The organism is Dactylosporangium aurantiacum (assembly GCF_000716715.1).
Classification (GTDB): Bacteria; Actinomycetota; Actinomycetes; order Mycobacteriales; family Micromonosporaceae; genus Dactylosporangium; species Dactylosporangium aurantiacum.
In genome coordinates this window covers 220,839-234,774 of record NZ_JNYJ01000005.1, presented here as the reverse complement: position 1 = coordinate 234,774, position 13,936 = coordinate 220,839, and the positions used below count along the sequence as shown (strand labels likewise).

Annotated in this window: 13 protein-coding genes; 4 read left to right on the top strand and 9 right to left on the bottom strand. The window is 72.2% G+C overall.

Annotated elements, in window-relative coordinates; translation table 11 throughout:
- The first annotated feature begins 57 nt into the window (after nucleotides 1-57).
- A complete protein-coding gene (locus OP18_RS07240; RefSeq protein WP_033357939.1) occupies nucleotides 58-561 on the top strand; it encodes an SRPBCC domain-containing protein in 504 nt (167 codons plus the stop codon).
- Here OP18_RS07240 and OP18_RS07235 read toward each other — a convergent pair.
- From OP18_RS07235 to OP18_RS07220, 4 genes are all read right to left on the bottom strand, one after another.
- Complete coding sequence (locus tag OP18_RS07235; protein ID WP_052386329.1) at nucleotides 545-2,149, bottom strand: glycosyltransferase 87 family protein; 1,605 nt, start codon at nucleotides 2,147-2,149, stop codon at nucleotides 545-547. The genes OP18_RS07240 and OP18_RS07235 overlap by 17 nt on opposite strands.
- Nucleotides 2,150-2,278: 129 nt before the next feature.
- Nucleotides 2,279-2,608 (bottom strand): hypothetical protein, encoded by a 330-nt coding sequence (locus tag OP18_RS07230; RefSeq protein WP_033357938.1) that lies wholly within the window; start codon nucleotides 2,606-2,608, stop codon nucleotides 2,279-2,281.
- A 116-nt stretch (nucleotides 2,609-2,724) separates the two neighbouring features.
- Nucleotides 2,725-3,072 carry a type II toxin-antitoxin system PemK/MazF family toxin gene (locus tag OP18_RS07225; RefSeq protein WP_033357937.1) on the bottom strand — a complete coding sequence of 116 codons (348 nt, stop codon included), beginning with the start codon at nucleotides 3,070-3,072 and terminating at the stop codon, nucleotides 2,725-2,727.
- On the bottom strand, nucleotides 3,059-3,289 hold the full coding sequence (locus OP18_RS07220; protein WP_033357936.1) for a ribbon-helix-helix domain-containing protein: 231 nt from the start codon (nucleotides 3,287-3,289) through the stop codon (nucleotides 3,059-3,061). Before OP18_RS07220 ends, OP18_RS07225 begins: the two co-directional genes overlap by 14 nt.
- Before the next feature lie 236 nt (nucleotides 3,290-3,525).
- On the opposite strand from OP18_RS07220, the gene OP18_RS07215 reads away from it, so the two are divergent.
- Nucleotides 3,526-3,717 (top strand): hypothetical protein, encoded by a 192-nt coding sequence (locus OP18_RS07215; protein WP_033357935.1) that lies wholly within the window; start codon nucleotides 3,526-3,528, stop codon nucleotides 3,715-3,717.
- Between the two features lie 18 nt (nucleotides 3,718-3,735).
- On the opposite strand, the gene OP18_RS07210 is transcribed toward OP18_RS07215, so the two are convergent.
- A complete protein-coding gene (locus OP18_RS07210; RefSeq protein ID WP_033357934.1) occupies nucleotides 3,736-5,586 on the bottom strand; it encodes a hypothetical protein in 1,851 nt (616 codons plus the stop codon).
- A gap of 48 nt (nucleotides 5,587-5,634) precedes the next feature.
- Between OP18_RS07210 and OP18_RS07205 the strand changes: the two genes are divergently transcribed.
- On the top strand, nucleotides 5,635-6,792 hold the full coding sequence (locus OP18_RS07205) for an acyltransferase family protein (RefSeq protein WP_052386328.1): 1,158 nt from the start codon (nucleotides 5,635-5,637) through the stop codon (nucleotides 6,790-6,792).
- A gap of 99 nt (nucleotides 6,793-6,891) precedes the next feature.
- Here the strand turns inward: OP18_RS07205 and OP18_RS07200 are convergent, their stop codons facing one another.
- From OP18_RS07200 to OP18_RS07190, 3 genes are all read right to left on the bottom strand, one after another.
- Entirely contained in the window at nucleotides 6,892-9,762 is a 2,871-nt protein-coding gene (locus OP18_RS07200; RefSeq protein WP_033357933.1) for a vitamin B12-dependent ribonucleotide reductase, read from the bottom strand.
- Nucleotides 9,763-9,839: 77 nt separating this feature from the next.
- The gene (gene nrdR, locus OP18_RS07195; protein ID WP_033357932.1) at nucleotides 9,840-10,358 is read right to left on the bottom strand and encodes a transcriptional regulator NrdR; all 519 of its coding nucleotides are present in this window, start codon (nucleotides 10,356-10,358) and stop codon (nucleotides 9,840-9,842) included.
- A 264-nt stretch (nucleotides 10,359-10,622) separates the two neighbouring features.
- A complete protein-coding gene (locus OP18_RS07190; protein ID WP_052386327.1) occupies nucleotides 10,623-10,877 on the bottom strand; it encodes a LysM peptidoglycan-binding domain-containing protein in 255 nt (84 codons plus the stop codon).
- A 457-nt stretch (nucleotides 10,878-11,334) separates the two neighbouring features.
- On the opposite strand from OP18_RS07190, the gene lexA reads away from it, so the two are divergent.
- Entirely contained in the window at nucleotides 11,335-12,015 is a 681-nt protein-coding gene (gene lexA, locus OP18_RS07185; RefSeq protein ID WP_211273465.1) for a transcriptional repressor LexA, read from the top strand.
- Nucleotides 12,016-12,619: 604 nt separating this feature from the next.
- Here the strand turns inward: lexA and OP18_RS07180 are convergent.
- The gene (locus OP18_RS07180) at nucleotides 12,620-13,828 is read right to left on the bottom strand and encodes a DUF349 domain-containing protein (RefSeq protein ID WP_033357930.1); all 1,209 of its coding nucleotides are present in this window, start codon (nucleotides 13,826-13,828) and stop codon (nucleotides 12,620-12,622) included.
- Between the last annotated feature and the right edge of the window lie 108 nt (nucleotides 13,829-13,936).

Here is a 13,936-nt window from a genome sequence, read left to right as displayed (position 1 = left end):
GCGGTGCCGCCAAGTCGGGCGCAAGCGCCTCCCAAGTCACCCGCGCACGATGTGGGCATGAGGACTTCGACGTGCAGCCTGTACATCGCCGCCGACCCGGCCCGGGTGTGGCGGGCGATCACCGAGCCCGCGTTCACCCGGCGCTTCTACCTCGGCCTCGCGGTCGAGTCGCAGTGGACGCCGGGCGCGCCCATCGTCTACCGGGCCGCGGCCGGCCCCGTCCCCGACGTCCTGCACGGCGACATCGTGCACGTCGAGGAGGGGCGGCTGCTGGTGCACAACCTGTACACCGGCATCGGCGTCGCGCAGGAGGTGCACTGCTGGCTCACGTGGGAGCTCACCCCCACCGAGCCCGGTCTGTGCCGGGTGGCGCTGACCTGCGACGACGTCGACCGCGACCCGGACCCGGAGCGCGACGAGACCTGGTCGCGCATCCTGAGCGGGCTCAAGACGGTGCTCGAGTCCGTCCTGCAGGACGGGCTGGAGGACGGCCTTGGGGACGGGCTGGAGGACGGCCTTGGGGACGGGCTGGAGGGCGGCCGCTTCATCCCAGGTTCGTGAACGCCGCGGTGACCTGCCCGGCCGCGTCGAGGGCCTCGAGGCGGCCGTGGGCGAGGTTGGCGCTGCGGAACGAGAACGTGCGCACGCCGGGCTCCGCGTCCAGCAGCGGGATGCCGCGCGCCGCGCCGCCGGGCGCCGAGGTGTACCGCAGCCGCGCCACCTCGGCCCCGACGACGCCGTTGACCCGCACCTTCGTCTTCTCCCGGCGGACCAGGAACGTGACCGGCTGCCCGGGCACCGGCGCGCCGGTGAAGTAGAAGTAGCGGGGGTTGGTGAGATCGTCGGCCGAGTACGCCTTGAACGTCGGGTCGGCGCCGGCCGGCAACGGGGTGAGCGCGAGCACGGCCAGGCCCGCGACCGCGGCGACCGCGATCCGGCGGGCGGTGCGCAGCCGGGTCGAACGCAGCCGGGCGACGGCGACCCCGCCGAACCCGGCGACGCAGACCGCGACGAGCCCCACCGACCGGGCGTTCTCCAGCAGGAACTGCCAGCCCGGGTAGAGCGCCACACCGCGCAGCACCACACCCAGCGACAGCGTCATGACGACCAGCAGCACCACACCGGCGACCCGCCGCCACGCCCCCTCGGCGGCGACCAGCAGCATCGCCGCGAGCACCGTCCACACCTGGTGGTGCGTCCAGGACACCGGCGAGGCGGCCACGGTGGCGCAGCCGACGAGCACCGCGGCCCGCACCGGCTCGCCGTGCCGGTGCAGCTGCCGGGCGCGCAGCAGGGCGGCGCCGCAGATCGCCGCGATCAGCACCGCCCACACGACCGGCAGCGCCGCCGGCGAGAGCCCCACGCGCAGCAGCATGCCGTGCACGGACTGGTTGCCCAGCGAGGCCAGGTCACCGATGCGGGACGTCTGGAAGATGGTGCCGCTCCAGTACCGCACACTGGCGCCGGGCATGACCACGGCCGCGACCGCCGCACAGCCCACGAACGCCGCCACGGCCCGCGCCGCGTCCTTGTACCGCCCGGCCACCAGGAAGTACACGACGAACAGCAGCGGCGTCAGCTTGATCGCCGCGGCCACCCCGACGAGGACGCCGCGGTACCGCGCCGGCACCACCTGCCCCGCGTCGACCAGCGCCAGCAGCACGATGAAGATGCTCACCTGCCCGAACCGCAGGTTGCTCTGCACCGGCGCCGACACCAGCAGCGCCGTGGCGACGGCGGCGACGAGCACTCTCGCGCCGGCGGGCGTACGGATCCACGGCCAACCTGCCGTCCCGGCGCCGGCCGTGGTGGTCCCGGCGGCCGTGACGGTCCCGGCGGGCCGCCTGGTCACGGTGCGGGCGATGGCGATCACCGCGGCGCACGTCATCGCCAGCCACAGCAGGCCGAGGGTCGCCTCGGGCAGCAGGCTCAGCGGCCGGAACAGCACCATCGCGAAGGGCGGATACGTGAACGGCCCACCGTTGCTCGCCACGTAGTCGTAGAGCGGCCCGTCGAACTTCGCCGCCCCGTAGTAGATGTGCAGGTCGGACAGGCGTTGCGCGTCAGGCCGCCGCAGCACCAGCCCCGCCGACAGCACGGCGATCCCCGCGAACGCGGCCCACGCCGCCATCACCCTCCGCTCGAACATCACCCCAGGCTATGGTCGGCGATCAAGCCCCACCCCCGCCGCCACGCCGCCCCCGCACCGGCGTTCACGCAGCGTGCACACCCTGCACCCGGCCTGATACCACCCCGGCGTCGCGTTCCCGACCCCAGCTCAGCCGATGCCGGTCCCGCTCGTGAACCGCGCGACCCACCGCTCGGCCACAGCAAGCGCCGCCGGCAGCGCCACCCCGGGCGCGGCGGTGAGGCCGTCTCCGGACGTCGTGTCCCAGAGGTGCCCCTCGGCGAGGTAGTCGGCGAAACCGTCCGGGTCGTCGCCGACGAACCGCTCGTAGTCGAGCGTCGCCTGGCGCATCTCCTCTTCCCGCTCCAGACGTCGTGCCGCCTCCTCGAGCAGGACGGACATCGTCGTGCGGCGGCTCGCGGCGACGGCTGCGAGCATGTCACGCGCGTCCGTCGACACCCGGACCGCCACCTTCGCCATGGTCAAGGTCCTTTCAGCGGCGATGCACGGGCGAGCGCGTGCCTTCGTCGGAAGCGCCCGGCGTTCGGGTGGTCATCCAACCCGTCCGACCGACGACGGCCGCGGCACACGTGCGCTCAGACGGCAAGGTGAAGGCGGAGCGCCTCGTCGAGGCTGCGGACGGTGTCGTCCTTGAGGCTGCCGAGCTGGCGGCCGAGCCGGCGCACGTCGACGGAGCGGACCTGCTCGGCCTGGGCCTTCGAGTCGACGGCCAGACCGCCGTCGCCGGCGCTGATGAAGGTCTGGAACGGGTGGATCCTGGCGGTGTTGGACGTGACCGGGACGACCGTCACGACGCCCCGACGGTTGCGCTCGGCGACGCGGTTGGCGGCATTGTTGCTGACCAGCACGGCGGGGCGGAACTTGGCGGCTTCCGAGCCGACCGCCGGATCGAGCTCGACCATGAAGACGTCACCGCGGCGCATCGGTGATCCCGTCGGCGGCGGTGCGCTCCCACAGCTTCGCGTCGTCGCCGTCCGCCCACTCGTCCCAGGCGTCCGAGTAGGACTGCTCCATCTCGCTGAGCCGGAGCAGCTCGATGGCCTGGTGCAGCACCGATGAGCGGGACGCGTTGCCACGCCGCCGGGCGTAGTCGTCCACGAACGAGATGTCATCGGACGGGAGACTCACACTGACCTTCATACCCGCGATGCTACCGGATGAACGCCTTGGTAGCATCGATTTTCCTACCCAAAGCTGCTCGAGTGCGCCACCGGTAGGCACACACGTGTCAGCATAAGACAACATGCGGCGATGCTAGCGGTGTGCACGGACGTGCGCCAACTCGCCACGACCCCGCGATGGATGCGGCGCCGCGGAAATGCCGGGACGGGTGGCACGGTTACCGTGGTCGAGTTCCGCACGAGAGGTGAGCTGACGTGACCCAGACCGGTGACCGGCCCGAGCCGGACGTGACCGCGGTGCTGCTCGACGCCCTCAAGAGGGCCGCCGACGCGCACCACGCCTACGAGGCGGAGACCGGCACCCCCGACGCCGACTGGCCGGCCTGGTACGCCGCGCACATGGCGGGCACCTTGCGCGACGCCGGGTACCGCCTCGAACGGTCCTGACCACGAGGGGGCCGCCGGTCAGGGCATGACGATCTCGATCGAGGCGGCCGGGTGGCGGTCGCGGAGGGCCTCGGCGCGGACGCGGGCGTCCTCCGACAGCACGAGCAGCCGCATCGGGCCGGGCATCCGGGTGACGACGGCGTCGAGGCGGGCCGGGGAGTTGATCGGGCCGACGTGGTAGGTGGCGCCGGCCATCGGGCCGGAGGTGCGCTGCAGCGTTGAGATGAACAGGGTCAGCCGGTACGAGTCGTACCCGGGGTCGTCGCCGATGACGACGGTCGGGCGGCCGGGGCGCAGGGCGAGGGCGGCCCTGGCGTAGGCGCGCTGGTCCGCGCCGGCGCCGGCCAGCCAGCTCGTGCTCGCCTCGATCCGGGCCGGCCCGTCGCTGGCGCGTTCGCCGCCGATGAGGGCGACGATCGCCATCAGTACCGACGCCGCCCGCAGCTGTGCGTGGGGCACGGGGCGGCGCGGCAGGTGCAGTGCCAGGGCCCCGGTGCCGGCCAGCAGGAGCGCCAGGACCAGGAACAGCGCCTTGTTGGCGTAGTAGCCGCTGCCCGAGCCGAACAGCCGCTGCACGGCCAGCATGCCGATGGCGAAGCCGGCGACGGGGACGAAGACGAGGGCGTACGAGCGCCAGATCCCGCTGCGCCGGCCGCGCCTGGTGAGCATGCCGGAGGCGACGAGGCACACCAGGACCGCGAGCCCTTCGCGGCCGACCTTCAGGGAGCCGACGCTGAGCAGCGCGCCGGCCTGACCGGCGACGAGGACCCCGATGGCGAGCGGCACGGCGCTGGTGACGGCGATCGCGAGGGCGAGGGCGGGGACGCGCCGGGCGCGGTGCCGGCGGCGTTGCCGCATCAGCCACAGGATCGCGGCGAGGCCGACCGGCGGCAGGTACAGGTAGTACGTGAACCCGACGGCGGCGAGCAGGGCCGCGACGAGCAGCAGCTGCTGGCGGGGGCGGGGCACCGGCCGGACGAGGACGCTCAGCAGCATGACCGCCTCGGCGAGGCCGAGGACCTGGCTCGGGTACCCGAACCGGACGAGGTCGAGCAGCTCCCCGAACGCGCACAGCCCCGCGATCCCGGCCGCGACCGGGACCGTGCGGGCGGGGGTGAGCCCGCCGGCGCCGATCCACTGCGCGGCCCAGACGAGGGTGGCGGCGAGCAGCAGGTACCCGGCGGCGACGAACGCCAGGTAGTGGTCGAACATGCCGGCGCCGGTGCCGTGCGCGGCGGCCGAGGACCGGAGGAACCCGTCGAGCAGCGCGGCGGTCACGTGCTCGCCCTGCGGGTAGGTGACCATGCCCTCGTAGACCAGGGTCCTGCCCTGCGCTGGGTGCTGGAACAGGTACCCGCCGGCGCGGCGGATCGCGTCGAACAGCGCCGCGTGCCGGGCCAGGTCCTCGCCGTCCATGACGCGGGCGAGCCGCCCGGTCCGCCCGTCGCGCAGCAGCGGCCAGGCGACGACCGCCCCGACGGCGGCGACGGCGGCCACGGCGATCGCGTCGGTGGCGCCGGGCCGCGGCAGCCGCGGCCGGCGCCCGGTCCGGGCGGCGGTGACGATCAGGGCGGTGGCGGCGGTCCCGCCGGCGGTCACCGGGTGCAGGCCCCACGGCCAGACGGCGAACACGAGCGCGCCGAGGCAGGTCAGGCCGAGCAGCAGCCCGGTCGCGAGCATCACCCGGTCGAGGACGGTCCGGCCGCCCCGCAGCAGCGCGGCGGTGCCGATCAGCAGCAGCGGCGGGACGAGGACGGCCACCCCGGCGAGGTACAGCAGGGCGATGACCAGCCAGGCGGCCGCGACCAGCCCGGCGGTGACGAGTTGCTTGGGTGTGGTGTCCGTGGCGGGGGGTGCGGATACTGACACAATTCACTTAACGACGAAGTCGGGCATCTGGTCGTTTGTCTGAATGTGTTGGCTGACCGCTACTCGCCCCGCGCGAACGCCCTCGGATTCCTGCGGCTCTGCCTGGCCCTCGCGGTGCTGGTCGGCCACTCGTGGCCGCTCGGCGCCGGCCGGCCCACCCCCGGGCTCGGGGTCACCCACGGGCAGGCCGACCTCGGCGCGCTCGCCGTCGACGGCTTCTTCGTCCTGTCGGGCTTCCTGGTCACCGCCAGCGCGGCGCGGCTCGGGTCGGTGCGGTTCGCGTGGCACCGGTTCCTGCGGATCTTCCCCGGGCTGTGGGCGTGCCTGCTGGTCACCGCCGGCTGCGCCGGGTGGTTCGCGTCGCTGCCGCAGGCGCTGGCGTTCGCCAGGGGCAACGCGCTCGGGCAGCCGCACGTGTGGGGCATCGGCACCCTGTTCGGCGACAACCCCTACGCCCGGCTCACCGGGGGCGGCTCGGTCGTCAACGGCTCGCTCTGGAGCCTGTCGTTCGAGCTGTTCTGGTACGGCGTCCTCACCGCCCTCACCGCCTGCGGAGTCATCCGCCGCTGTCCCCGGCTCGTCCTGCTGCTCACCGCCGGCGCGTACGCGGTGCTGCTCAGCGACTTCCTGCACCAGCTGCCGTCGACCCCGTACACCGTCCCGCAGCCCCGCGGCACGTTCGGCCCGATCCCGCTGTTCGGCGCGCTGAACACCCAGACCCTGGTCTACCTGGGCTTCCTGTTCCTGCTCGGCGCGTCGGCACAGCTGTACCAGCACCGCGTGCCGGCACACCCGGCGCTGGCCGCCCTCGCCGCCCTCATCCTGGTGGGCACCCTGCGCCTCGGCGCGTTCCACGTGCTCGGCTACCCGGCGTTCGCGTACCTGCTGCTGTGGGCCGCGTGCAGCCTGCCACCGTGGTCGCACCGGATCGGCCGGGCCCGCGACTACTCGTACGGCATCTACATCTACGCGTTCCCGACCCAGCAGACCCTCGCCGCCCTCGGCGTCCAGCACTGGGGCCTGCCGTGCTACATCGCGGCGTCGGCGCTGGCGACGACGGCCCTCGCCGCCGCGTCCTGGCACCTGGTGGAGCGCCCGGCGCTGCGCCTGAAGGACTGGACCCCGCCGGTGCGTCGGCCGCGTCCCGCGCCACCACGCCCCGCCGGGGTCGCGGACCAGGAGCCGGTCCTGCCCAGGACGGGCTGACCAGACGGTCGTGGCCCGCCGCGACGGCGAAGTCCCCCGAACGGTAGCGCCCGGGGGACTTCGGTCGGTCAGGTCACCGACGGCCGTGCCTGCTCAGTGTCAGCTGCAGCCGCTGGTCGAGCCGCAGCCCTCGCACACGTAGCAGCTGCCCGCCGGGCGCATCTTCGTGCCGCAGGTGAAGCACAGCGGCGCGTCGGCGGCCTTGCCCTGGACCAGTTCGAGCAGCTCGGTCGACGAGCCGACCCGGCGCGGGGCGGCGACCTCGACCGGCTTCGCGGCGGGGGCCTCGGCGGTGGTCGCCGCCGGCTTCGCGGCCGACTCCACCGGGGCGGAGTTGCGCATCTCGGTCAGGTCGACGTCCGGCTCGCCGGCCTCGGCGCGCAGCTGGGCGGCGCGCTCCGCCGAGGTGAGGATGCCCAGCTCCGAGCGGGTGTCGAAGTCGAGGAAGTCCAGCGCCAGGCGGCGGAAGATGTAGTCCATCACCGACGAGGCCAGACGGATGTCGGGGTCGTCGGTCATGCCGGCCGGCTCGAAGCGCATGTTGACGAACTTGCTGACGTACGTCTCCAGCGGCACGCCGTACTGCAGGCCGATGGAGATCGCGACGGAGAAGGCGTCCATGACGCCGGCGAGGGTCGAGCCCTGCTTCGACATCTTCAGGAAGACCTCGCCGAGGCCGTCGTCCGGGTACGACGACGCGGTGAGGTAGCCCTCGGCGCCGGCGACGGAGAACGACACGGTCGAGCTGGGCCGCTTCTTCGGCAGCCGCTTACGCACCGGGCGGTACTCGATGACCTTCTCGGTCTTGACGACCTCCTGGACGACCTCCCGCACCGCCTCGGCCGGCTCGTCCTTCTTGGACTTGTTCACCGCGGACAGCGGCTGGCCGACCTTGCAGTTGTCGCGGTAGATCGCCAGGGCCTTGAGACCGAGCTTCCAGCCCTGGAAGTAGATCTCCTCGACGTCCTCGACGGTCGCCGCCTCCGGCATGTTGACCGTCTTGGAGATCGCGCCGGAGATGAACGGCTGGATGGCCGACATCATCCGGACGTGCCCCATGGGGGCGATGGTCCGCTCGCCCATGGCGCAGTCGAAGACCGCGTAGTGCTCGGCCTTCAGGCCGGGGGCGTCCACGACGTGCCCGTGCTCGGAGATGTGCTCGACGATCGCCTCGACCTGCTCCTCCTGGTAGCCCAGGTTGCGCAGGGCCCGCGGGACGGTCTGGTTGACGATCTGCATCGAGCCGCCGCCGACGAGCTTCTTGAACTTGACCAGGGCCAGGTCCGGCTCGACGCCCGTGGTGTCGCAGTCCATCATCAGGCCGATGGTGCCGGTCGGGGCGAGGACGCTGGCCTGCGAGTTGCGCCAGCCGTGCTTCGCGCCGATCTCGTTGCCGCGGGCCCACTCGGCGGTCGCCGCGGCCTTGATCGCCACGTCGACGCCGCCGACGGTGGTGATCGCGTCGTTGGCGGTGGCGTGCTGGCGCATGACCCGCTGGTGCGGGGCGGCGTTGCGGGCGTAGCCGTCGTATGCGCCGACGATCCCGGCCAGCTCGGCCGAGCGGCGGTACGCGGTGCCCGTCATGAGGCTGCTGATCGTCGCGGCGACCGCGCGGCCACCGTCGGAGTCGTACGCCAGACCGCTGGCCATCAGCAGCGCGCCGAGGTTGGCGTAGCCGATGCCGAGCTGGCGGTAGGCGCGGGTGGTGGCGCCGATCTTCTCCGTGGGGAAGTCCGCGAAGCAGATCGAGATGTCCATGGCCGTGATGATGAACTCGACGGACTTGACGAACTTCTCGACCTGGAACGTGCTGTCGGCGTTGAGGAACTTCATGAGGTTCAGCGAGGCGAGGTTGCAGCTGGAGTTGTCCAGGTGCATGTACTCGCTGCACGGGTTCGACGCGGTGATCCGGCCGGTCTCCGGGCAGGTGTGCCAGGCGTTGATCGTGTCGTCGTACTGGATGCCGGGGTCGGCGCACTCCCACGCGGCCTGCGCGAGCTTGCGGAACAGCTCGCGGCCCTTGACCGTGGACACGACGCTGCCGTCGAGGCGGGAGCGCAGCGCGAACTCGGCGTCGTCCTCGATGGACTGCATGAACTCGGCGGAGACGCGGATCGAGTTGTTGGCGTTCTGGTACTGGACGCTGACGATGTCCTTGCCGCCGAGGTCCATGTCGAAGCCGGCGTCGCGCAGGGCCCGGATCTTGTCCTCTTCGCGGGCCTTGGTCTCGATGAACTCCTCGACGTCGGGGTGGTCGACGTCCAGGATCACCATCTTGGCCGCGCGGCGGGTCGCGCCGCCGCTCTTGATCGTGCCGGCGGACGCGTCGGCGCCGCGCATGAAGCTCACCGGGCCGCTGGCGGTGCCGCCGCTGCTCAGCAGCTCCTTCGAGGAGCGGATCCGGGACAGGTTCACGCCGGAGCCGGAGCCGCCCTTGAAGATCAGCCCCTCCTCCTTGTACCAGTCGAGGATGCTGTCCATCGAGTCGTCGACGGCGAGGATGAAGCAGGCGCTGACCTGCTGCGGCGACTGGGTGCCGACGTTGAACCAGACCGGGGAGTTGAAGCTGAACACCTGGTGCAGCAGCATCCAGGTCAGCTCGTGGGCGAACACCTCGGCGTCGGCGGGGGTGGCGAAGTAGCCGTGGTCCTCGCCGGCCTTGCGGTACACGGTGACCACGCGGTCGATCAGCTGCCGCAGCGACCACTCGCGGGCGTCGGTGCCGACGGCGCCGCGGAAGTACTTGGTGGTGACGATGTTGGCCGCGTTCACGGACCAGAAGTCGGGGAACTCGACGCCGCGCTGCTCGAAGTTGATCGAGCCGTCGCGCCAGTTGGTCATGACGATGTCGCGACGCTCCCACGTCACCTCGTCGTAGGGGTGGACCCCCTCTTTCGTCCACACCCGCTCGACGCGCAGGCCCTGTGCCTCTTTGCGCGACGCTGCCTTGGTCTTCGTCTCCCCCGCCATCCGCGGCCCCCTCATGTCTTCTGTCTTCTGTTGTCGGTGCTGCTTCGCTGCTGTACTGCGGTGCTCGCGTCGTCGCCTCAGCCGACGGGCTCGGCGGCGCGCTCCCCCTGTGACGGTGCTGCCTGGTGCTGGGTCGCGCTCGCCGGGCGGTTCGCCGCCGCCCGGAGCGCGGCGATCTCGCGCTCGAAGTCCTGCAGCGAGTCGAACGAGCGGTAGACGCTCGCGAAGCGCAGGTACGCCACCTCGTCGAGCTCCCGCAGCGGCGCGAGGATGGCCAGGCCGACCTCGTGGCTGGGCAGCTCGGCGGCGCCGCGGGCGCGCACGGTCTCCTCGACCTTCTGCGCGAGCACCGCGATCGCGTCCTCGTCGACCGGGCGACCCTGGCAGGCCTTGCGGACCCCTGCGATGATCTTGGAACGGCTGAACGGCTCGGTGACCCCGCTGCGCTTGACCACCGCGAGGACCGCCTCCTCGACCGTGGTGAACCTCCGGCCGCACTCGGGACAGGACCGGCGCCGGCGGATGATCTGGCCGTCCTCGGCCTCCCGCGAGTCGACCACCCGCGAGTCGGCGTGTCGGCAGTACGGGCAGCGCATGCGATGGCCTTCCAGTCTACGTCGGACATGTCCTGATAAAACGCACACGAATGCCCAACGGTCAGCCCGGGTCGCAGGCCTCCGCTGGTCTTCACCGTCAGTAAGGGTGATTGCCGAATCCACAACCTGTGGACGACTTACAGCCCTGTAACTACTACATCTAGGGGTAGACGCTATGCCGATGCCTACGCCGACGCAAGTTGAACGGCGGATTACGACCCTCGCGTGTCGCACGCCACTTGCCAGGTGGCTCGTTTGCCCTGATCAGCCCCGTCGAGGGAGGGTCAGCCGCTGCCCGGCGTCGACACTGTAGCCGTCCAAGTGGTTGAGACGGCGGATCTCCTCGATGGTCGCGTCCCGCCCGCGACCCCCGGAATGCCGGGTCGCGATGTCCCACAGCGTGTCGCCCGGCTGCACGATCATGACCGGCGCCGGCCCCGGCTCGTCGGCCGCCTGCCCCGGCGCCGACACGAGGGTGATGAGCCCGCCCGCGACCGCCAGCAGCAGGCAGAAGAGCACGATGCGACCCCGCCGGGTGAGCCGGATGGGTGGGTTTCGCGGGTGTCGTCGCATCTGCGCCCTCGATTCCGTACAGCCGTTCGATCGAACGGACGTACGATGGTCTACCAGAGCGGGAAGACCCGAGTCCAGCGACGCGCCGAAAAAACGGCGCGCCACGTAGTACAGATGTTTGAAACTGTCACACCTCGGCGATACGGTGATCCACACACGATCGAGACGTTTGATCGGGATACCCGAAATTTGCGACAGCCGGCGCCGTCACACCCGGTGGCGGTCAAGGTGGCGGGCCACCCCACGGCCCGTCCGCACCCGCGGCCTTCCCACCGCGGGTGCCAACAAGAGGGAGGACGACGTGTCAGCCGACGACCGCACCGACGAATCCGCCGAGGTCACCGCGATCGGCGCCGGCACCACCCGCCGCGCGAGCACCCGCCGCCGTGGCGGCGAGCCGGAGATGCGCGCGGTCACCGCGGTGGTCAGCGCCTTCCCCGACCTCTTCGCCGCCGACCTGACCGTCCGCCAGCGGCGCATCCTGGAGTTCATCCGCAGCGCGGTGGAGCGCAACGGCTACCCGCCGAGCGTCCGCGAGATCGGCGAGGCCGTCGGCCTGGTCTCCCCCTCCAGCGTCGCCTACCAGCTCAAGGAGCTGGAGCGGAAGGGCTACCTGCGCCGCGACCCCAACCGCCCGCGCGCCGTCGACGTGCGCCCGCCCAGCGAGCTCGTCGCCGTCGACGAGGAGGCGGAGCGCGCCGCCCGGCCCTCCCCGGCGTATGTGCCGGTCCTGGGCCGCATCGCCGCCGGTGGCCCGATCCTCGCCGAGCAGGCCGTCGAGGACGTGTTCCCCCTCCCCCGCGAGCTCGTCGGCGAGGGCACCCTCTTCATGCTCCAGGTCAAGGGCTCCTCGATGATCGAGGCCGCCATCTGCGACGGCGACTGGGTCGTCGTGCGCCAGCAGCCCACCGCCAACAACGGCGACATCGTGGCCGCCATGATCGACGGCGAGGCCACGGTGAAGACGTACCGCAACCGCGACGGCCACGTCTGGCTCATGCCGCAGAACCCGGCCTTCGAGCCGATCCCCGGCGACCACGCCACCATCCTCGGCCGCGTCGTCACGGTCGTGCGCCGCATCTGACCCTGTGCGCGCCGCCGACCGCTCCGCCTATGCGCGCGGGGTGGCGGTGGCGCGGTCCGGTTCGAGCAGGGCCCGCCCGGCGGCGTCGCGCGAAGCGCGGCTCCTGGCCGAGGCGGGCCTTCGCGTCCGTTCGGGCGCCGAAGGCATGCGCGCGTCCCCTGCCGCGCCGCCCGGCCTCCTTGCGGTGTCCTCGGCCGGGTCCGCGGCCGTCGACCGGCCAGGTGCACCCCGCCGCCCTTCGTGCCGGGCAGCCCGATCCCGCCGGACAGACCGTCCCCTGCCGCGCCGGGGCCCGCTGCCGGGCGACGAACCGCTCGGCCGACGGCCCACGCACGACCGTCGCGACCACCGCGGATGCGCTCGAGCCAGGTGACCACCGGCCACTGGGCCGGCTCGACCACCCGCACCGCCTCACCGCGACCGCCCACTTCGAGCCACCGCGGGGTCCGCCGCCACGACCGCGCCAGGCGACCGTCCTGAGGAGACCGCGCCGCACATCCGGAAACGGGCGGAAAACGACGTTGACCACTACACGCCGCGGCGTGTAGTGGTCAACTTTCTATGTCGGACGGGCTCGTTGCCCGTCACTGGAGAAGTCTCTTGATCAGCCGGTGTGCTCGGCCATGGCAAGGAACTTGCGCTTGCTCTCCAGGGCCTTCTCGGCCTCCTTGATGCGGCGCTGGTCGCCGGCGGCCTGGGCGGACGCCAGCTGCTGCTCCGCGCGGGCCACCTGCTCCCGCATCTGGGCGAGCAGCGGGCTCGCCTCCGGCGGGGTCCGGCGCCACGCGGCGTCCATCGCCGTCTTCACCTTGTCCTCGACGACGCGCAGGCGACGGTCGAGGCCCGTCTGCGCCTCGCGGGAGACGCGGCCGATCTCGTGCCACGCGGCCTGGATGTCGCGGAGCTTGGCCTGGGCGGCCTTCGGGTCGGCGTCGACGTCGAGGGCCTCGGCCTCGACCAGCAGCGCCTGCTTGGCGTCGAGGTTGCCCTTGAACTCGGCGTCCCGGGCGCTGAAGACCTCGCTGCGGCGCTTGAAGAACGAGTCCTGGGCGGCACGGAACCGCTCCCAGAGCTTCTGCTCGGTCTCCTTGGCGGCGCGCGGGGCGGCCTTCCACTCGGTCATGAGCTCCTTGAGGCGGGCGGCCGTCGCGTTCCACTCGGTGGACTCGGCGATCTGCTCGGCCTCGACGACCAGCTCCTCCTTGCGGCCCTGCGCCTGCTTGCGGCTGGCGTCGAGGGTGGCGAAGTGGGCACCGCGGCGGCGGGTGAAGGCGTCGCGGGCGGCCGCGTAGCGCTTCCACAGCTCGCTCTCGGCCTTCTTCTCGACGCCGTGGATGGACTTCCACTCGTCGAGGATCTCTTTGAGGCGGTCGCCGGCGGTCTTCCAGCCGGTGGCCTCGGCCGCGATCTGCTCGGCCTCCTCGACCAGGGTGGTCTTGCGGGCGAGGGCCTCGGCCCGGGCGGCGTCGCGGGCCGCGCGGGCGGCGCCGGCCTTCTCCTCGGCGATCGAGGTCAGCTTGTCGAGGCGGGCGGCGAGCCCGTCGATGTCGCCGACGACGTGCGCCTCGTCGAGGCCGCTGCGCAGCCGCTTGATGGTGGACAGCGACTGGCCTGCGTCGGCGGCGCCGCTGCCGAGCCGGGCCTCGATCAGGTCGACCTCGGTCACCAGGTCGGCGAACCGGCGGGCGAAGTGGGCAAGGCCCTCCTCCGGTGTGCCGGCCTGCCACGATCCGATGGCCCGCTCTCCGGCTGCCGTCTTCACGAAGACGTTGCCGTCAGCGTCGATCCGTCCAAACGTCGTAGGCTCGCTCATCTGCCATCCTCGCTCCCGGCGCCCGTGGGATCGGGTATCCCACTGTCACGCCGCCATCGCACAGCAAAGTTCCCCATGGCATTCTCACAGGTGTGCCCCGGGGCCGGT